Below are 20,140 nucleotides of genomic sequence, written 5' to 3'. Positions count from 1 at the left end.
GCCATCCTGTCAAGGCTGCGGTCCTCATCGGCGACCGGTCCGGTGTCGCCGATGAGGGACCGCCGGGGTGCGTCGCCGACGGGCTGGGCCTGCTCAGAGTCCCCAGTCGGCGGCAACGGCGTCGTTGTCGGATCCCGGACGGTGCGGCGCGGCCGGAACCGGCGGACTCGTGCGTGAGAAGCGGGGTGCGGGTGCGGGCTGGACGACGCCGTCGATCTCGAGGAACGTCTGCCGGGCGGCGATATGCGGATGGTCGGCGACCTCGTCCCAGGTCAACACCGGGGTGACACACGCGTCCGTGCCGTCGAACACGGCCGCCCACTCGTCGCGGGTGCGGCTCGCGAACACCTGCGTGAACCGTGCGCGCAGCGCGGGCCAGCCGGACCGGTCGTTCTGGTCGGGCAGCTGCTCACCCGCCAGTCCGAGTCCCTCCAGCAGCTGGGCGTAGAACTGCGATTCGAGCGCGCCGACCGCGACGTACCGGCCGTCCGAGCAGACGTAGGTGTCGTAGAACGGGGCACCCGAGTCGAGCAGGTTGCCTGCGCGCTCCGAGGACCAGGCGCCGGCACCGCGCAGTGCCCAGAGCAGCTGGGTGAGCATGCTGGCACCGTCGACCATCGCCGCGTCGATCACCTGGCCGTTGCCGGAACGCTCGCGCTCCCACAGTGCCGAGAGGACACCGGTGAGCAGGAACATCGACCCGCCGCCGTAGTCGCCGACGAGATTGAGCGGCGGCGGCGGTGGCTCCTCGGCCCTGCCGATCGCGTGCAGCGACCCGGTCAGGCTGATGTAGTTGATGTCGTGGCCCGCCTGCTTGGCCATCGGCCCGTCCTGTCCCCAGCCGGTCATCCGGCCGTAGACGAGCCGCGGGTTGGCTCCGGTGCACTCGTCGGGCCCGAGGCCGAGGCGCTCGGCCACGCCCGGTCGGAACCCTTCGAGCAGCACGTCGGCCCGCGCGACGAGGTCGTGCACGAAACGCAGCCCGTCGGCGTCCTTGACGTCGGCCGCCACCGAGCGTTTGCCGCGCATCAGATGGTCGGGCTTGCCGCCGTGGAGGTCGAGCGCGCCGGACGGGCGTTCCACCCGGACGACGTCCGCGCCGAGATCGGCCAGGATCATGCCGGCGTGCGGAGCCGGGCCGATGGCGGGCAGTTCGACGACTTTCAGACCGCTGAGAGGGCCAGGCACGTTGGGGTTCACCTCGTTGCTCGGTGGTTGTTCGGACAGTCGTTGCTCGAACGCTGACGGGGCGTCGCAGCGGTGGGCGTTGGAGCGGTGGGATCTTGGGTGGTGGGATCTTGGGTGATGGGATCTGGGTTGGTGGCCGGCGGAACGTGGGTCGCGAGCGCGGGACGGTCCGCCCCGCCGGCATGGGCCGACTCCGCCACGGTAGCGGGCGAGTACGTCGGCGGCTCGGAATCATCATGCTGCGTCCCGCACTCCGAGCGGGGGAGACGTACGTCACGAGTGATGTAGCGCCCCCATGGTTACGCTGCGCGGTAAGCGCACGCTTTCCTAGTCGGCGTCGGTGGCACTCGGATGCCGCCGACGTTGTTCGGCGGAGCCGGCGGCTCCAGACGTCCTGCGAAAGGAAACCCAATGGTTCGCACCCGATTCTGCGATGTGTTCGGCGTCGAGCATCCGATCGTGCAGGGCGGGATGCAGTGGGTCGGCAAGGCCGAACTGGTCTCGGCCGTGGCCAACGCCGGGGCGCTCGGCTTCCTCACGGCGCTCACGCAGCCCACCCCCGAGGACCTGGCCAAGGAGATCGCGCGCTGCCGCGAGATGACCGACCGGCCGTTCGGTGTGAACCTCACGATCCTGCCGTCGATCAATCCGCCGCCGTACGCCGAGTACCGCGACGTGATCGTCGAATCCGGCATCCCCGTGGTCGAGACCGCCGGGTTCAACCCCGCCGAGCACCTGCCGACGTTCCAGGGTGGCGGGGTGAAGGTGCTGCACAAGTGCACCAGCGTGCGCCACGCCGTGAAGGCTCAGGAACTGGGCGTCGACGGCATTTCCATCGACGGGTTCGAATGCGCGGGCCACCCCGGTGAGGACGACATCCCGGGCCTGGTGCTGATCCCCGCGGCCGCCGACAAGATCACCATCCCGATGGTCGCCTCCGGCGGGTTCGGCGACGCTCGCGGGCTGGTCGCGGCCCTCGCGCTCGGTGCGGACGGCATCAACATGGGCACGCGTTTCGTCGCCACCCGGGAGGCGCCGGTGCACGAGAACGTCAAGCAGGCCATGGTCGCCAACAGCGAACGCGACACCGAGCTGATCTTCCGCCCGCTGCGCAACACCGCGCGGGTCGCGAGTAACAGCGTGAGCCGCGAAGTCGTGTCCGTGCTGGACGACGGCGGTCAGTTCGAGGACGTGCAGGAGCTCGTGGCCGGTAGCCGCGGCCGCACCCGCGTGCTCGAGGAGGGCGACACCGACGGCGGTATCTGGTCCGCCGGCCTGGTGCAGGGCCTCATCGAGGACGTCCCCACGGTCGCCGAGCTCGTCTCGCGCATCGCGGGCGGCGCCGACGAGCTGATCAACGACCGCCTCGCCGGGCTGGTGCGCTGAGGCACCGAGTCCCGGCCCGGCGTCTCGGCCGGCCGCCGATGAGCCCACCGCCCGGGCACAGGTCTGTACATCGTCGTACATCGGAAGAGAGGAACGTATGGACATCGCAGGTTCGGTCGCGCTGGTCACCGGCGGAGCGTCCGGTCTCGGGCTCGCCACGGTGCGGGAACTGCACGGGCAGGGCGCGAAGATCGTGATCCTCGACCTGCCGTCGTCGGACGGCGAGGCGGTCGCCGAGCAGCTGGGCGAGAACGTCGTGTTCGCGCCGGGGGACGTCACGAAGGAGGACGACGTCGCGGCCGCCGTCGACGCCGCAGCGAAGCTCGGCCCGCTGCGGATCACGGTCAACTGCGCGGGGATCGGCAACGCGGTCAAGACCGTGTCGAAGAAGGGCGCGTTCCCGCTCGCCGACTTCACCAAGGTCGTGAACATCAACCTCATCGGCACGTTCAACGTCATCCGGCTCGCCGCCGAGCGCATGTCGCAGACCGAGGAGTCCGGTGAGGAACGCGGAGTCATCATCAACACCGCGTCGGTCGCGGCCTACGACGGCCAGATCGGGCAGGCCGCGTACTCGGCGTCGAAGGGCGGCATCGTCGGCATGACCCTGCCGATCGCCCGCGACCTGGCGAACCTGAAGATCCGCGTGGTGACGATCGCGCCGGGCCTGTTCGAGACCCCGCTTTTCGCGGGCCTGCCCGAGGACGCCGTCAAGTCGCTCGGGGAGCAGGTGCCGCACCCGTCGCGGCTGGGTGCCCCGGCCGAGTACGGCTCGCTGGCGCGGCACATCGTGGAGAACCCGATGCTCAACGGGGAGACGATCCGGCTCGACGGCGCCATCCGCATGGCGCCGCGCTGACGGCGCCGACCGCGCGATCCGTGCCGGCGCCGGGACGCACCGGGTGCCGGCACGGATGCGGGCCTGCGGGCGGTCAGAGCCCGTCGCGGGCCACCAGCTGGGAGACGATCACGTTCCGCTGGATCTCGTTCGTGCCCTCACCGACGATCATCAGCGGTGCGTCCCGGAAATAGCGTTCGACGTCGAACTCGGTCGAATAGCCGTATCCGCCGTGCACCCGCACCGCGTTCAGGGCGATCTCCATCGCCGTCTCGGAGCAGAACAGTTTCGCCATGCCGGCTTCCATGTCGGCACGCTGCCCCGAGTCGTAGCGCCGCGCCGCGTGCAGCAGCAGCTGCCGGGCCGCGGTGAGCTTGGTGCCCATCTCCGCCAAGTGGTTGCCGACCGACTGGTGCTGCCAGATGGGAACGCCGAACGACTCACGTTCCTGGGCATAGCGGAGCGCGTCGTCGAACGCCGCGCGCGCGACCCCGGTGGCCCTGGCGGCGACCTGGATGCGGCCGATCTCGAGCCCGCGCATCATCTGTCCGAAGCCCTTGCCTTCGACACCGCCGAGCAGGGCGTCGCCGGGTACGCGGCAGTCGTCGAACGACAGCTCACAACTCTCGACGCCCTTGTATCCGAGTTTGGGCAGATCACGGGACACCGAGAAGCCCGGTACCTCCTTCTCCACCAGCAGCACGCTGATGCCGCGGTGCGCCGGCTCGGCCGCAGGGTCGGTCTTGCACAGCACGGCCACCAGCCCGGCGCGGCGGGCGTTGCTGATCCAGGTCTTCGCACCGTTGAGTACGTAGCCTCCCTCGCCGGCTACGCCCCCACTGGCGGGGGTGTCCCCGCTGCCGTCGGTGCGCGTGGCGACGGTGCGCATCGCCTGCAGGTCCGAACCACCGCCGGGCTCGGTGAGTGCCATGGTGGCGCGCAGCTCGCCGGTCGCCATCCGCGGCAGATACCGTCGCTTCTGTTCCTCGGTGCCGTAGTCCGACAGCAGCTTGGCGACGACGGTGTGCCCGCCCATCGCGCCGGCGAGGCTCATCCACCCACGGGCGAGTTCCTCGGTCACGAGCGCATAGCACGATGCCGAGACCCGCACCTCGCCGTAGGGCTCCGGTACGGCCAGCCCGAAGATCCCGAGTCGTTTCATCTGCTCGATGAGTTTCTCGGGATAGGTGTTGTCGTGTTCCAGTTGCCGCACCACCGGGCGTACGTCTCGGTCGACGAAATCACGCACGGTGTCCACGATGGCCTGTTCGGCCTCGTCCAGATCCGTTTCGGTCGTCACTGCTGGCTCCCTGTCCGAAGAGTCGTTCGTTGTCGTATCCGGCGGGTGCCGGTCAGCTGCGGAACCGCACGTCCGCGGTCGCGTGGCGGTCGTCGGCGGCGCTCGCGACCGCCATGGCCGCCCCTCCCGCCTCGTCCGGGCCACCGCGGACGAGGACCGGCATGCCGCTGAACACCGGGCGCCGCAGCCGGAACCGCACCTCGGCCACCGGCCGGGAGTCGGCACGGCCCACGGCCTCCAACATCAGCAGCACGAGGAGCGGGCCGTGGACGACCAGCCCCGGATACCCTTCGACGTCCCGGGCGTAGGGCGCGTCGTAGTGGATGCGGTGCGCGTTGGCCGTCAACGCGCTGAACCGGAACAGCGCCACCGGAGAGGTGTCCGGGGTGAGGCGCCACGGCACGCGGGTATCGGTATCGGCGTCCGGTGGGGGATCGGTCGGGACGTCGAAGACGCGTGGGCCCTCGTCACCGGAGCGGTAGACATAGTCCAGTTCGTCCGTGACGCGCAGTTCGCCGTTCTGGTACCAGTCGCTCCGGACGGTCACGAACGCGAGCTGGCCGTTGCGGCCGTCCTTGACGGTGCATGCGGTCATCGAGGACGTCCGTTCGACCGTCGTGCCGACGACGAGTGGAGCCGGACAGTGCACCCGCCCGCCCGCGAACATGCGCCTGCGGTCCGGGATCGGCGGCAGGAACGGCCCGGTGAGCGGATGCCCGTCGGGTCCGAGGCGGTGTTGTTCGGGCCAGTCGAGCAGATGGAGCCAGTGCCACAGCGGTGGGAGAGGGTCGCCGGGTGTCGCGGCTGGTGGGCGGTCGAACAACGCCGACAGTGCTGCCACCGGTTCCGGCGCGACGACGCCGGAGTCCCGGACCGGCGGCGGGTTCCAGCCGTCGAGGTGCTCTCGCAGGTCCGGAACGCCGCTCAACGCCGCCGTGTCCGTGGCGCCGTCCGGTGCGGTGGCACGGTGCGGCTTCCCGGTGCCGTTCGGATCCATGTCGCTCCTGATGGTCGTGCCGACGCTCGTGGAGGTCGGATGCCGGCGGGTGCCGGTGGGCGGGGCGGACCTGTCGCCGCGGTGCAAGCCGGATGCGTTCTCGGCGAGCAGGGTGGCGGGGCAGGCGTGCGGCCGTGCGTGCCGTGGTCGCACGGTGCTCTCATGATGACTGGATTCTATAGAATCCGGCAACAGGATCCATAGTTGTGGTTCACATCACTCCCATCTCGGGGTTGTTGCCGACGGACTGCTCCGGTCGGGGGCGGTGACGGGTGCACGGCGCAGCTCCACCTCGGCACGTGGGCCGTCACCGGGTTCGGGTGTGCCGGCCCGCGTGCGGCGCGCGCAGCGGCTCGACGATTCGTCGGATGGTGGGTCACCGATTCCCTTCCGGCCGCGTCCGGCGTACCGAGGAAAGAGCAATGACACGAGCGGCGGCATCCCGGCGGTGTCGCCCGGTGACGGCGGCCCGGTGACGGCGGAACGGAGGAGGTGGGCGGCGCATGCGAGGCGGCCGCGGGTGACCCGCGGCGTCAACGGACTCCCTGACCCGAGCACGACCCGACGACGTGTCTGCTCCCGGCGGCCCGGCCTGCACCGGGCGAGGCTCCGGGTGCGGGTGACCCGCATATCCAGTGGAGGAAGCGATGGCGACGGACGCCGACAAGATCAAGGTGACCATCCTGCCGACGGGCACGATGCACGCCGACCTGACGTGGCTGCTCATCGACCCGCAGCGGATGGCGACGCGCGGCAACCCCGGAAAACAGCGCGATTGGGTGCCGGTGCCGACCCACGTGGTCTACATCGAACACCCCGACGGCACGAAACTCCTGTGGGACGCCGGTGTCCCGCGCGACTGGGAACAGCGCTGGGGCCCGACCGGGCTGGACCAGTTCTTCCCGGTCGACGAGGTCACCGACGACACGTGGCTGGACTCGCGGCTCGGCCAGCTGAACCTCGAACCCGGCGACATCGACTACCTGCTGCTGTCGCACCTGCACATGGACCACGCGGCCAACGCGAAGCTGTGGCAGGACACCGGAACGAGGATCGTCGTCGACGAGGCCGAGAAGCAGGGCGCGCTGGGCTTCGACGGCTACAACAAGGGCGCCCACATCAAGTCCGACTACGACGGTCTCGAACTGGACACGATCACCGAGGACACCCAGCTGTTGCCGGGCGTGACGCTGTTGCGGACCCCCGGCCACACGTGGGGCACGTTGTCGCTGCAGGTCGACCTCGCCGACTCCGGAACGATGCTGTTCACGTCCGACTCGCTGTACCTGCGGGAGAGCTACGGCCCGCCCCCGATCGCGGCCGGCATCGTCTACGACACCGTCGCCTGGTTCGCCTCGGTCGAGAAGATCCGTTCCGTCGAGGAGAAGACCGGCGCGACCATCGTCTTCGGGCACGCCGCCGACCAGATGGCCGAACTCAGGACCGGACCGGGCAACTACTACACGTGAACCGCTGCGGAGCACGCGAAGGAGGTGGTGACGATGCCGCTGTTCGACTACCGCTGTGCATGCGGGGCACGGTTCGAGAAGCTCCAACCCAGTTGGCGCAGCCCCGACCCGGACTGCCCGGCCTGTGGCGCCACCACGGCGAGACTGCCGTCCGCGGTCTCGCTCGCCGGCGGCGCCCGGCCGCCGGTGGGGCCGGACCGGGCCCCGACCTCGTGGGAGGGCACCGGGCGCGGTGACCGCGAGTACGTCGCCCAGTGGCGGCGGAACCTCGAACACCGCGAACGACTGGCCGAGAAGTACCCGGAACTGTCGACCCGCCGCGACGCGGTCGCCGCCCACGAGGGCCGGTTCGAGCGGGCGCCGCTGACGTACCGCGAACTGGCGCAGCGTGCGTCGGCCTCCGGCGACGCGAGCGCGGCGGCCGCCGACGCGGCGCGCTCCCGTCGTGTCGGCGGCCCCGGTGACGGGGCGTCCACCGGTGGCTCCTCCGGCGAGGCGGCCTCCGGCGGCTCCGGCGCCACGGGAGGTGATCACGGTCGCGCCTAGAATCGAACGGTGACCGACAACGCAGAAGAGGCGCTCCGCGGCCGGGCGGTGCCCGCTCGGCGCGGCCCGTTCGGTGACAAGCAGCAGCTGAGCGAGCGCGTCGCCGCATACGTGCGCGAGGGCATCATGGTGGGCGAGTTCCCGCCGGGGGAGTTCGTCCGCACCGAGCACCTCGCGGCACAGCTCGGCGTCAGTCAGACGCCCGTGCGCGAGGCGCTCATGATTCTGCACAGCGAAGGCTCGGTGCGGTGGGAGCCGCGGCGCGGTTATCGCGTCGTGGCTCTCACCGGCGGCGACGTACGCGACCTGTTCCAGGTGCAGGCCTACATCGCGGGTGAGCTTGCGGCGCGCGCGGCCGAACACCTCGACGAGGCCGAGATCGCCCGCCTGTGCTCGGTCCAGGACGAGCTGGCCGATGCCGAGCGGGCGGGCGAGACCGACCTGGTCGACAGTCTCAACCACGAGATCCACCGGACGGTCAACAAGGCCTCGGGCTCGGCCCGGATGGCCTCACTGCTGAACCTGACCGTCAACTACGTGCCGCTGCGCTTCTTCGGCACGATTGAAGGCTGGCCGTCGGCGTCGGCCCACGATCACGCGGAGATCCTGGCGGCGTTGCGCGCCCGGGACCCGGAGGCCGCGCGCCGCACGATGGTCGGGCACATCGAACACATCGGTGAACTGCTCGTCGCTCACCTCACCAAGCACGGCATCCTGGCCTGACCCGCACCAGGCCCTGCGCGCGGCCGGGCCCTGCCGACGCCGTCGTGGCGCGGAGGGGTGCGGTCCGGCCGTCGGCGCGAGGTCGGCGGCTCGTGGCCCGTCCGCGTCCCACCGCGTCGATTTTTGGTGGATTTCTACAAACCGCCCCGGTGCGACGTGGCGGCTGCGATCATTCCGGAGCCGGCGCCCGTGCGGGGAAGCTGGGGAAGCGCGGACGGACGTGTGCCGGGACCCGGTTCGCCTGTGTCCGCACGCGTGTCGCGGACACCGACGTCCGAACGCGAAGAAACCCGAACGCGAGAGCCCGGAGTCACCGCCCGGGGCGTGACAGCAGGTTGTGAGGTTTGCCCAGGTTGTTCACCCGCATCGCCATCGTCAACAGAGGTGAGGCCGCGATGCGGCTCATCCGTGCCGTGCGCGAACTCAACGCCGAGGACGGGGGTCGTCGCGAGACGATCGCCTTCCACACCGACGTCGACCGCGGCGCCACGTTCGTGCGCGAAGCGGATCACGCCTGGGAGCTGGGCAACGCCGCCGACCGGCCGTACCTGGACATGGCGGTGCTGGAGCGCGCCCTGACCGGGTCGGGAGCGGACGCGGCGTGGGTCGGATGGGGATTCGTCGCCGAGGATCCGGCGTTCGCGCAACTGTGCGAACGGCTCGGCGTGGCCTTCGTCGGCCCGTCCCCGGAGGCGATGCGCAGGCTCGGCGACAAGATCGGCGCCAAGCTGATCGCCGAGGAGGTCGGCGTGCCCGTCGCGCCGTGGAGCCGAGGTCCGGTCGACGGTCTCGACGGTGCGCTCGAGGCCGCGGGCGGCATCGGCTACCCGCTGATGCTGAAGGCGACCGCGGGCGGTGGCGGCCGCGGCATCCGCGTGGTCGAGACCGCTGATGATCTGGCGGAAGCCTACGAACGGACCAGTGCCGAGGCTGAGCGTGCGTTCGGCAGCGGCGTGGTGTTCCTGGAACGACTCGTCACCGGCGCGCGGCACGTCGAGGTGCAGGTGATCGCCGACGGCCAGGGCACGGCCTGGGCCCTCGGCGTGCGTGACTGCTCGGTGCAGCGCCGCAACCAGAAGGTGATCGAGGAGTCGGCGTCGGTGCGGCTCGAGGCCGAGCAGGTGGCCGAGCTCAAGGCCTCGGCCGAACGGCTCGCGCTCGCCGTCGGATACCGCGGTGCGGCGACCGTCGAGTTTCTGTACCACCCGGGTGAGCGACTGCTGGCGTTCCTCGAGGTGAACACCCGCCTGCAGGTCGAACACCCCATCACCGAGGCGACGACGTCATTCGACCTGGTCAAGGCGCAGCTGCACGTGGCCGAAGGCGGTGCACTGACCGGTCCGCAGCCGCACGAGCTCGGTCACGCCGTCGAGGCGCGGCTCAACGCCGAAGACCCGGACCGCGACTTCGCACCGGCCCCCGGGCACATCTCGCTGCTGAACCTGCCGAGTGGTCCCGGGGTCCGGGTCGACACCGGGGTGGGCGCCGGCGACGACATCCCGGCGGACTTCGACTCGATGATCGCGAAGATCATCACCTATGGCCGCACCCGGGACGAGGCGCTCGCCCGGCTGCGCCGCGCGGTGCGGGACACGACCGTGCTCATCGACGGCGGTGCCACCAACAAGAGCTTCCTGCTCGACCTGCTGGACGCACCCGAGGTGATCGACGGCAGCGCCGACACCGGCTGGATCGACCGGGTGCGCGCGGAGGGCAGGCTGGCCTCGCACCGCCACTCCGGGGTCGCGCTCGCGGCGGCGGCGATCGAGGCCTACGAGGAGGGTGAGCAGGCGGAACGGCAGCGCCTGCTGGCCACGGCCCACGGCGGGCGGCCCCAGGTGCGGCACGACGGTGCCACGGCGATCGACCTGAAGCTGCGCGGTGCGGGCTATCGCGTGACCGTCGCGCGGACCGGGCCACGGCGGTTCCGGGTCGAGATCGACGGCGCGGGGACGGCACCGGCGTTCGACGCCACGCTGGAACGGTTCGACGACCGGAGCGGCCAGGTCACGGTGCACGGCCACCGGTACCGCCTCGTGACCGGCACGCACGGACCGGTCCACCTGGTCGAGGTTGACGGCGTGACCCACCGGGTCAGCCGGGACGAGGGCGGCGTGCTGCGCTCACCGGCTCCGGCGCTCGTGGTGGCGACGCCGATCGAACCGGGCGACGAGGTCGAGGCGGGCGCACCCGTGCTCGTGCTGGAGAGCATGAAGATGGAGACGGTGCTGCGAGCACCGTTCCGCGGCAGGCTGGTGCAGCGCCCGGTATCGGTGGGCAGCCAGGTCGAGGCGGGCGCGCCGCTGCTGCGGCTCGAACCGGTGGCCGACGAGGACGCCGCCGAGACCGCCGAGACCGCCGACGTGGCACAGCGCGTGGATCTGGAGCTGCCTGTCGCGCCCCCGGAAGGCTCGGCGGCCGATCAGGTCGGTCGTGGTCTGGACCGGCTGCACTGGCGGTTGTTGGGCTTCGACATCGGACCGGACGAGGACGCCGGCGCCCCGGTCGGGTACTCCAAGGCCCGGGCGCAGCTGGCCGACGACGGCACCCGCCCGCTGTCCGGGGAGGCCGGTCTGCTGCGGGTGTTCGCCGACCTGTGCGAGCTGACGCGCAATCGGCCGGTCGTCGGCGGGCAGGCCGATCAGGACGCCGGGGCCAGCGTCCACAGTGCACGCGAGTACTTCCACACCTACCTGCAGAGCCTCGACACCGAGCGTGCCGGATTGTCCGAGGGGTTCCTGGCCAAGCTGACCCGCGTGCTCGGGCACTACGGCGTCACCGAGCTCGACCGCACCCCGCAGCTCGAAGAGGCGGTTTTCCGTATCTTCCTTGCACAGCAGCGCGGCACGGCCGATGCGGCCGTCGTGACGGCGGTGCTGCAGCAGTGGCTGACCGAACCGGCTCCGCCGGAGGCCGTGCGGCTGACGGTCGGGGAGGCACTGGAGCACCTCGTCGTCGCGACCCAGTTGCGGTTCCCGGTGGTCACGGACCTGGCGAGGAGTCTGGTGTTCCGGTGGTTCGGCCAGCCGATGTACCGGCGTAACCGGGCCGAGAGCTACACCGCCGTGCGCCGCCACCTGCGGCACCTCGACGCCCATCCGGACGCGCCCGACCGCGACGAGCGGATCGCCGCCATGGTCGCGACCCCGGAACCGCTGGTCCGGGTGCTCGCCCAGCGCATGGTGCGTCCCGGCACCGATCAGCGGCCGATGCTCGAGGTGCTGGCCCGGCGTTACTACGGTTCCCGCCGACTGCACGGGATCGACACGGGCCGCAGCTCCGGATTCGACTGCGTCACCGGCGAATACCGGCCAGGCGGTTCCGATCCGGCGAGGTACCGGCTCGTCAGCACCGCGACCGACATGGCCCGGTTCGGCGACGCGCTCGGCGTCGTGGCCGCACTGGCCGACGGCGAACAGGCCGACGGCGAACCGGGCGACGGCGGACCTGCCGACGTGGTGGCCGACGTCTACGTGACCTGGCCCGACCAGCCCGGCGACGCCGACGCGATGGCCGAGCGCCTCCGGAACGAACTCGCGGCGGCTCCGCTGCCGGACCGTACGGTGCGGGTCACGGCCAGCGTCGCCGGCCGCACCGGAGCGGCCATGCACCACCACTTCACGTTCACGGCCACGGCCGATGGGCTGGCCGAGGACCGGGTCATCCGCGGGTTGCACCCGATGATCGCGCAGCGGCTGCAGCTGCCCCGGTGGCGCAACTTCGACCTGACCCGGTTGCCGTCGGACGACGAGGAGGTCTACCTCTACCGCGCCGTGGCGACGGGCAACGAGGCCGACGAGCGCCTCGTGGCGATGGCGCAGGTGCGCGACCTGACGCCGTTGAAGGACGAGGACACCGGCCGGATCCTGGCGTTGCCGGACGTCGAGGACACGCTCGACGCGTGCGTGGCGGCGATCCGGCAGCAGCAGGCGGGGCGTCCGGCCAAGAAGCGGCTCGACACGAACCGGGTGCTGTTGTACGTCTGGCCGCCCAACCGGCTGACGCTCGACGAGGTCGACGCCATCGCGCGGCGCGTGCTGCCCACCACGGCGGGCGCGGGCCTGGAAGAGGTGCTTCTGATCGGCCGCCGGTCGGACGAGGAGCACGGCGAGCTGCGCGACACCGCCGTGCGCATCAGCTACGACGTCGGCTCCGGTGTGAAGGTCGAGGTCGTCGAACCGCCGTCCGAGGACATCCGTCCGCTCGACGACTACGGTCAGAAGGTGCTGCGGGCGCGGCGCCGCGGTGCGGTGTACCCGTACGAACTCACCGCGATGCTCGCCGGCAGCGACGGGACGTTCACCGAGCACGACCTCGACGAGGCCGGTGCGCTCGTCCCCGTCGATCGGCCGAAGGGTGGCAACACGACCGGCATCGTCGCGGGTGTCGTGTCCACCCCGACGGCGTTGCATCCCGACGGTGTCACCCGGGTCGTGCTGCTGGGTGACCCCACGAAGTCGTTGGGATCACTGTCGGAACCGGAGTGCGCGCGTGTGATCGCCGCGTTGGACCTGGCCGACCGGATGCAGGTGCCGGTCGAATGGTTCGCCCTGTCGGCGGGTGCCCGCATCGCGATGGACTCGGGTACCGAGAACATGGACTGGGTCGCGGCCGCGCTGAAGCGCATCGTGGAGTTCACCCAGGCCGGCGGTGAGATCAACATCGTGGTCGCCGGCATCAACGTCGGCGCCCAGCCGTACTGGAACGCCGAGGCCACGATGCTGATGCACACCAAGGGCATCCTGGTGATGACGCCGGATTCGGCCATGGTGCTCACCGGTAAGCAGTCGCTGGACTTCTCCGGCGGCGTCTCGGCGGAGGACAACTTCGGCATCGGCGGTTACGACCGGGTGATGGGGCCGAACGGGCAGGCGCAGTACTGGGCCTCCGATCTGGCCGGGGCGCGGGACGTGCTGATGCGGCACTACGACCACACGTACGTGGCGGCGGGGGAGTCCGCGCCGCGGGTGGCGGGCACGGTCGACCCTGCCGACCGCGACGTCTCCGGGTTCCCGCACCACGTGGCTGGCAGCGACTTCAGCACTGTCGGGGAGATCTTCTCCGCCGAGTCCAACCCGGACCGGAAGAAGCCGTTCGACATCCGCACCGTGATGCGCGCACTGTCCGATCAGGACCACCCGGTGCTGGAACGCTGGGCGGGCATGGCCGATGCGGACACCGCCGTCGTGCAGGACGTGCACCTGGGCGGGCGCCCGGTGTGCCTGCTGGGCATCGAATCGCGACCGGTGCCGCGCCGCGGGTTCCCGCCGACGGACGGTCCGGACACCTACACCGCGGGCACGCTGTTCCCGCGGTCGTCGAAGAAGGCCGCGCGCGCGATCAACGCGACGAGCGGTAATCGGCCGCTCGTGGTGCTGGCCAACCTGTCCGGGTTCGACGGCAGCCCCGAGTCGATGCGCAAGCTCCAGCTGGAGTACGGCGCCGAGATCGGCAGGGCGATCGTGAACTTCGACGGGCCGATCGTGTTCTGCGTGATCTCGCGCTACCACGGGGGCGCGTTCGTGGTGTTCTCCAAGGCGCTCAACCCGAACATGACGGTGCTGGCCGTCGACGGTTCGTATGCCTCGGTGCTCGGCGGTGCGCCCGCCGCCGCGGTGGTGTTCTCCGCGGATGTCGACGCGCGCACGGCGGCGGATCCGCGCGTGCAGGAGGCGCAGCGGGCCGCGGCCGCGGCGGAGGGCGGTGACCGTGCTGCGGCGGCCGCCACGCTGGCCGAGGTGCGCGCCGAGGTGCGCGCCGACAAGCTCGGCGAGGTGGCCGCGGAGTTCGACGGCATCCACAGCATCGCCCGCGCCGTCGAGGTCGGCTCGGTCGACGCGGTCATCCGGCCCGAGCAGCTGCGCCCGGCGATCATCGAGGCGATCGAACGGTCCTGACGACCGGGTCCGAGGCGAACTGGCACGCACGTGGGCGGGGCGGGGGAGCGATCCCCGGCCCCGCCCACGTGGTTCTCGGCCGTCAGGTGTGTTCGGCCGGCCGGTTTCGGGTGGCGGACACGGCGTCATCGTCGGCGACGTCGGCGACGTCGTGCGTGGTGACCTCACCGGCGACGGTGGCCGTGTTGCCGGGGTCCGGATCGGTCTCGCCGGCCAGGACGTTCAGGCGCCGCTCGGCCCGGATGGAGCGGATCGCCGCGGTGAGGCCGGTGGCCCACAGCACGCCGATGCCCGCCAGTACGGCCACGGTGACCGTCGTCGAAGCGTCGAGCGCGTTCAGCAGGGAGCGCGAGTTGGTGAACACGATGAGCCCACCGGCCGCCGCTCCGAGGATCCGCGGTGGCAGCTTGCGCACCAGCCATGCAGCGAACGGCGCGGCGATCATGCCGCCGATCATCAGCCCCGCGACGACCGTGTAGTTCATGCCGTCGGTGTGCGACAGCGCGAACAGGAAGCCCACGCTCGCGGCGATCGCCACGATGAACTCGGAGGTGTCCACCGAGCCGACGACCTTGCGCGGTTCGAGCCTGCCGGACGACAGCAGGGTCGTGGTCGCGACCGGGCCCCAGCCGCCTCCACCGCTGGCGTCGACGAACCCGGCGACGACGCCCAGCGGGGCGAGGAACCGCGCACCGGGCCGTTTCGCGGTGATCAGCGAGCCCAGCTCGAGGAACGCGAACCGGATCAGCACGTAGAGGCCGAGCAGTAGCAGGATCGTCGTGATCCACAACTCGGCCGACGACGTGGCAAGCGACGTGAGCACGTAGGCGCCGAGCACTGCTCCGACGGCTCCCGGCAGGGCCAGCGTTGCGACGACGCGCCAGTCGACGTTGCGCATCTTCCAGTGGGACAGGCCGGACGCCAGCGTCGTACCGACCTCGGCAAGGTGCACGGCCGCGGAGGCGACGGCCGGCGTGGTGCCGGCCACCAACAGCGTCGTCGTGGCGGTGACACCGAAGGCCATGCCGAGCGAGCCGTCGACCAGCTGGGCCAGGAATCCGGCCAGTCCGAACAGGAGAAGTGTGTGCATGCCGCCCCCGGTGAATCGAAAGGTGTCCGGCAATTTCACAGGTTGTCGGAATTGCCGGTGTCGAGCGTGTTCAGTAATGCGGCGAGACCCTTTTCCCGTCCGTGGTGGGCGCATTTTTGCTGCTCACCACGTCACCCGCGGCTCCGTTCGGACGATGGTGGAGTCCGATCGAAGGCGCGTGTGGTCGCAGGCGAAGACAGTCATGCCTGCCGCTGTGTTCGATGCTGGCACGACGATCATCCCGCGGTCCACTGTTTCGGGAAACTGTGGAACGTGACGGGTGACACGGTTTTTCTAACTTGGTGAAAAGAAATTCTGCAACATCGAGAAATTAATACCCCGTCGGTTTCGAGGTGTGGGAAATCCGGTGGGATGGCCGGTGAGCACGTAGGGTTTCGACCGAGACGAAAGCGAGGTAACGAGTGGGCAGGCGACTACCGGAGTCGGTCCGGGACGTCCCCGGCGCGGGCGGGGTGAGGGAGTCGAACGCGGCCGCGGTGCTGGCCGCGGCGCGTACGGACGGTCCGTTGTCGCGCGCGGAGATCGCACGGCTGACCGGGCTGAGCATGCCCACGGTCAGCAGGCAGGTGACCGCGCTGACCGACCTGGCGTTGTTGCGGGAAGCACCCGAGATGGCGACCGGCGGCGGGATCGGGAGGCCGACGGTGCCGGTGCGGCTCGACGACGACGTCATCGCCGCGTGCGGCGTCCACATCGGCATCGTGACCACGACCTACGGCCTGACCAACCTCTCCGGCACGTTGCTGGGTAGCGAGCGCATCCCGACCCCGCAGGGCTCGGCGACCGAGGTGCTGCGGGCCATCGGCGACGAGGTGAGCACCTTCCTGGCCGAATGGCCGCAGCGGCGCATCATCGGGATCGGACTGGCCATCGGCGGACAGGTCGACGCCGAGCGCGGGCTGCTCGACCACGGCCCGTTGGGCTGGCGCGGCGTGCCTGCGCGCGCGGTGCTGGAACAGGTGACCGGGCTGCCGGTGCACCTGGACGGGCACGTGCCCGCGATGGCGACCGCGGAACTGCTGTTCGGGGTGTCCGGCCGCGCGGCCAGCTCGCTGTACTTCTACGCGCGGGAGATGGCCGGCGTGGCGATCGCCGTCGACGGGGTGCTGCATCGCGGTCCGGGCCAGTCCGGCAGCATCGCCCACCTGCCGGTCGGCACCGACGTGCGGTGCGAGTGCGGGCGCACGGGCTGCCTCGAGGCGACGGTCGCGGAACGGGCAGTGGTCGAACGCGCCCGGAGCGCCGGGATCATCACGGGCTCGGAACTGGGCGACCTCGTCGCCGCGGCCGACCGGGACCCGCGGGCACGTGAGTTGCTCACTCAACGCGCCCGCGCCCTCGGCAGGGCGATCGCCATGACGCGGGACCTGGTCAACCCGGAACTCGTCGTCCTCGGCGGGCAGGCGATCACCGAGGCGCCCGCGTACCTCGACACGGTGCGGGAGGAGTTCGCCGCCGCCACGACGTTGCCGGGCACGGACCTGATCACCGTGACCCGGTTCGGGCGGAACGTGCAGGCGATGGCGGCGTGCACGGGTCTGCTCACCCAGCTCTACGACCACCCGCTGTCGCTGCTCGGCGCCGGGGCGCCGAGCGAGCGCCGGGACGCGTGAGCGGACCGGACGTGTGCCGGAGACGGTGTCTGCCGGGCAGCGGCGTCTCGGGAAGACGGTGTCTGCGGGATGGTCGGTGGTGGTGCCGCCCGGCGCACCACCACCGCCGACCCGTCACAGCCCGTAGGTCTTGCCGATGATGTCGCGCTGGATCTCGCTGGTCCCGCCGTACACGGTGGACACGACGGTCGAGCGGAGCATCGCCTCCATACCGTACTCGGTGGCGTAGCCGTAGCCGCCCATCATCTGCATGCCCTCCAGGGCCATGGTCTTGGCCAGCTCGGTGGCCTTCAGTTTGGCCATCGAGGCCTCGCGCGGGAACAGCTCGCCCGGGGCGGCGTCCATGCGCGCGGCGGCGTCGTGCACCAGCAGGCGGGTCGCCTCGAGGTCGGTGGCAAGGTCGGCGATCCGGTGCTTGAGTGCCTGGAACGAGCCGATCGGGCGGCCGAACTGCTCCCGCTCGGTCACGTAGGCGACGGTGTCGTCGAAGATCCGCCGCGCCGTGCCGAGCATGAGCCCGGCAAGGATCATCCGCTCGATGTTCAGCCCGGCCATCAGCTGCGGCCACGCGCGGCCGCAGGTCCCGACGACCGCGTCCTCGGGAAGATGACAGTCGGTGAAGTAGAGGTCGTTGACCTCACGGCCGCCCATCGTCTCGATGCCGCGGATCGCCAGCCCGTCCGCATCGGCGGGCACGAGGAACATGGTGAGCCCCTCGTGCTTGCCGCCCGCGGTCGAGGTCCGGGCCACCAGGAGGATGTGCTTGGCGATGTGCGCGTTCGAGCACCACGTCTTCTGTCCGTCCACGACCCAGCCGCCGTCGACCTTCTCGGCACGGCAGATCAGCCCGCCGACATCGGATCCCGCTCCGGGTTCGGACATCGAGATGGACAGCACGTCGCCGGCCACGAAGTCGCCGAGCACGGTGCGTTTCTGATCGGGCGTGCCGAACTTCTCGAACGCCGCCGCGGTGATCACCGACGTCGCGTAACCGCCCGTCGGGGCCTTGCCGTAGGCGCTGGTCTCCAGCAGCAGTAACAGGTCCCGCATGCCGCGGCCCGCACCCCCGTACTCCTCGGGTGTCGTGACGCCGAGCCAGCCGAGGTCGGCCATCTTCCGGTAGAGGCCGTCGTCGTGCGGCCGAGCGACGTCGTCGCTGACCTCGCGGCGGCAGAAGTCGGTGACGGCGTCGACGAAGTCCTGCTGCTCCTGGGTGAGGGTCATGAGTGTCACGAGGTGCTCGCCTTTCCGTCGGCGTACAGGGATGCGATGGCGGAGGCGTAGCGGTCGCTGATCACCCGGCGTTTGAGCTTCATCGTCGGGGTCAGCTCGCCGCTCTCCGGTGTCCACGACTGCAGCAGCACGCGGTGGTTCTTGATCTGTTCGGGCCGAGCCAGCTCGGCGTTGGCCGTCTCGACGGCGTCGGCGAGCGCGGCCAGCACGTCCGGGTGCTCGGCGAGCTCGGCCAGATCGGTCGTGTCGATGCCGCGCGCCTTCGCCCACGCCGGGGCGGATTCCTCGTCGAGGGTCAGCAGCGCCGTGACGTACGGCCGCTGATCTCCGATGACGGCGGCGCAGCCGACCAGCGGATGGGTGCGCAACAGGCCTTCGGCTTTGCTCGGGGCGACGTTCTTGCCGCTGGAGGTGATGATCAGCTCCTTCTTGCGGTCGGTGATGGTGAGGAAGCCGTCCTCGTCGAAGGAGCCGATGTCGCCGGTCGCCAGCCAGCCGTCGGCGTCGGTGTCCCGGCGGATGCCGCCGTCGTCGTCGAGGTAGCCGAGGAACACCAGTGGTCCGCGCACCTCGACCTCGCCGTCCTCGGCGATCCGTGCCGCCATGCCCGGCATCGGCATGCCGACGGTGCCGGCGCGGTACCTCGTGGGGAGGGTCGAGGTCGCCGCACCGGTCGTCTCCGACAGGCCCCAGACCTCCATGATCGTCATGCCGAGGCTGCCGAAAAACTCCAGCACCGACGCCGGGATCGGGGCCGCGCCGCTGCCGAGGCGCTCGGCCTCGCCGAGCCCGAGCTGTTCGCGCATCGGCCGGAGCACCGCCCGGTCGGCGCGGTCGAACGCGTCGGCGACCTCGGGCGCCGGCTCTCCGCCGTCGGCGCGGATCCCGTACACGGTCGCGGCGACCTCGCGGGCCCGTTCGATCGCGGCGCGCTGGTCCTCGGGCAGGCCGCCGAGGATGCCCTGGATGCCGGCCGCGATCTTCTCCCACACGCGCGGCACCCCGAAGAAGCCGTGCGGGCGGATCTTCTGCAGTGTCGGCACCAGCTGCGCCTGATCCGGGCACACGGTGGCGTGGCCCGCCGACAGCAGCAGCAGGTACATCCCCAGGACGCGTTTGGCCACGTGCGCCAGTGGCAGGTAGGCCACCATGCGCGGGTGGTCCTCGACCGGGCGGATCAGCTCCTGGGCCGCTGCCTGGTACAGCACGTTCTCATGGCTCAACACCACGCCTTTCGGCGCGCCGGTCGTGCCGGAGGTGTAGATCATGCACACCGGATCGGACTGCCGCGGAGTGTCGGCCCACCGCTCGACGGCGGCCGGATCGCGGCGGTGCAGATCGGCTCCACCGCGGCGGAGCTCGTCGTAGGAGACGAACACGGATTCGCCCTCGGGGATCTCCGCGGCGTCGAGGACGACGACCGCCCGCAGATTCGGCAGAGCGTCGAGCACGGGCCGCCACCGGTGCAGCTGTGCGGCTCCCTCCAGCACGACGACCGTGGCCGCACTGTGGGTGGCCACGTGCCGAATCTGCTCGGTCGAGAGCGTGGCGTAGGTCGTGCACGGCAGCGCGCCGAGGTGCACCGCGGCGAAGTCGACGATCCAGTGCTCGGGGCGGCTGGTGACGTCGATGAGCATGCGATCGCCCCGGCCGAGCCCGGCGGCCGACAGCCCGTGGGCGACGGCCGCGATCTGCTCGCGCACGTCGGCCCACGTGTGGGTGCCGTCGGATCCGGACAGGGCGGGCTTGTCGCCGCAGCGCTCGGCGTTGCGGCGAACCAGCGAGGGGACGGTCGCGTCGCCGAGGCTGGCGCGCACGTCGGATTCAGTGAGCATGCGA

At 70.9% G+C, this 20,140-nt stretch carries 13 protein-coding genes; 7 read left to right on the top strand and 6 right to left on the bottom strand.

Annotated features, from left to right (window positions below; translation table 11 throughout):
* Positions 1-93: 93 nt before the first annotated feature.
* Complete coding sequence (locus FB384_RS18780) at positions 94-1,188, bottom strand: CaiB/BaiF CoA transferase family protein (protein ID WP_183785911.1); 1,095 nt, start codon at positions 1,186-1,188, stop codon at positions 94-96.
* Positions 1,189-1,599: 411 nt separating this feature from the next.
* On the opposite strand from FB384_RS18780, the gene FB384_RS18775 reads away from it, so the two are divergent.
* Positions 1,600-2,574 (top strand): NAD(P)H-dependent flavin oxidoreductase, encoded by a 975-nt coding sequence (locus FB384_RS18775; RefSeq protein ID WP_183785909.1) that lies wholly within the window; start codon positions 1,600-1,602, stop codon positions 2,572-2,574.
* Positions 2,575-2,671: 97 nt separating this feature from the next.
* On the top strand, positions 2,672-3,433 hold the full coding sequence (locus tag FB384_RS18770) for a 3-hydroxyacyl-CoA dehydrogenase (RefSeq protein WP_183785907.1): 762 nt from the start codon (positions 2,672-2,674) through the stop codon (positions 3,431-3,433).
* Between the two features lie 73 nt (positions 3,434-3,506).
* On the opposite strand, the gene FB384_RS18765 is transcribed toward FB384_RS18770, so the two are convergent.
* Positions 3,507-4,712, bottom strand: a complete 1,206-nt coding sequence (locus tag FB384_RS18765; protein ID WP_258935846.1) for an acyl-CoA dehydrogenase family protein — start codon at positions 4,710-4,712, stop codon at positions 3,507-3,509.
* 52 nt (positions 4,713-4,764) lie between these two features.
* Entirely contained in the window at positions 4,765-5,709 is a 945-nt protein-coding gene (locus FB384_RS18760) for an FAS1-like dehydratase domain-containing protein (RefSeq protein WP_183785905.1), read from the bottom strand.
* Positions 5,710-6,356: 647 nt separating this feature from the next.
* Between FB384_RS18760 and FB384_RS18755 the strand changes: the two genes are divergently transcribed.
* The 4 genes from FB384_RS18755 to FB384_RS18740 all read left to right on the top strand — a co-directional run bounded on the left by FB384_RS18755 (position 6,357) and on the right by FB384_RS18740 (position 14,344).
* Complete coding sequence (locus FB384_RS18755) at positions 6,357-7,178, top strand: N-acyl homoserine lactonase family protein (RefSeq protein ID WP_183785903.1); 822 nt, start codon at positions 6,357-6,359, stop codon at positions 7,176-7,178.
* Positions 7,179-7,211: 33 nt separating this feature from the next.
* The gene (locus FB384_RS18750; RefSeq protein ID WP_183785901.1) at positions 7,212-7,724 is read left to right on the top strand and encodes an FmdB family zinc ribbon protein; all 513 of its coding nucleotides are present in this window, start codon (positions 7,212-7,214) and stop codon (positions 7,722-7,724) included.
* A gap of 9 nt (positions 7,725-7,733) precedes the next feature.
* On the top strand, positions 7,734-8,447 hold the full coding sequence (locus FB384_RS18745) for a GntR family transcriptional regulator (RefSeq protein ID WP_258935842.1): 714 nt from the start codon (positions 7,734-7,736) through the stop codon (positions 8,445-8,447).
* 353 nt (positions 8,448-8,800) lie between these two features.
* Positions 8,801-14,344 (top strand): ATP-binding protein, encoded by a 5,544-nt coding sequence (locus FB384_RS18740; RefSeq protein ID WP_183786383.1) that lies wholly within the window; start codon positions 8,801-8,803, stop codon positions 14,342-14,344.
* A gap of 82 nt (positions 14,345-14,426) precedes the next feature.
* Here FB384_RS18740 and FB384_RS18735 read toward each other — a convergent pair whose 3' ends face one another.
* Positions 14,427-15,434 carry a sulfite exporter TauE/SafE family protein gene (locus FB384_RS18735; RefSeq protein WP_183785899.1) on the bottom strand — a complete coding sequence of 336 codons (1,008 nt, stop codon included), beginning with the start codon at positions 15,432-15,434 and terminating at the stop codon, positions 14,427-14,429.
* 422 nt (positions 15,435-15,856) lie between these two features.
* Here FB384_RS18735 and FB384_RS18730 point away from each other — a divergent pair, with 422 nt between their 5' ends.
* Positions 15,857-17,068 carry an ROK family transcriptional regulator gene (locus FB384_RS18730; protein ID WP_183785897.1) on the top strand — a complete coding sequence of 404 codons (1,212 nt, stop codon included), beginning with the start codon at positions 15,857-15,859 and terminating at the stop codon, positions 17,066-17,068.
* Between the two features lie 114 nt (positions 17,069-17,182).
* Here the strand turns inward: FB384_RS18730 and FB384_RS18725 are convergent, their stop codons facing one another.
* Together FB384_RS18725 and FB384_RS18720 are read right to left on the bottom strand one after the other, a co-directional pair.
* Positions 17,183-18,292: an acyl-CoA dehydrogenase family protein gene (locus FB384_RS18725; RefSeq protein WP_183786382.1), complete on the bottom strand. Its 1,110-nt coding sequence runs from the start codon at positions 18,290-18,292 to the stop codon at positions 17,183-17,185.
* 5 nt (positions 18,293-18,297) lie between these two features.
* Complete coding sequence (locus tag FB384_RS18720; protein ID WP_183785895.1) at positions 18,298-20,136, bottom strand: AMP-dependent synthetase/ligase; 1,839 nt, start codon at positions 20,134-20,136, stop codon at positions 18,298-18,300.
* Positions 20,137-20,140: the final 4 nt, after the last annotated feature.

The sequence above is a fragment of the Prauserella sediminis genome, from assembly GCF_014195435.1.
GTDB classification, from domain to species: Bacteria; Actinomycetota; Actinomycetes; order Mycobacteriales; family Pseudonocardiaceae; genus Prauserella; species Prauserella salsuginis.
This window is presented reverse-complemented; position numbering and strand designations above follow the sequence as displayed.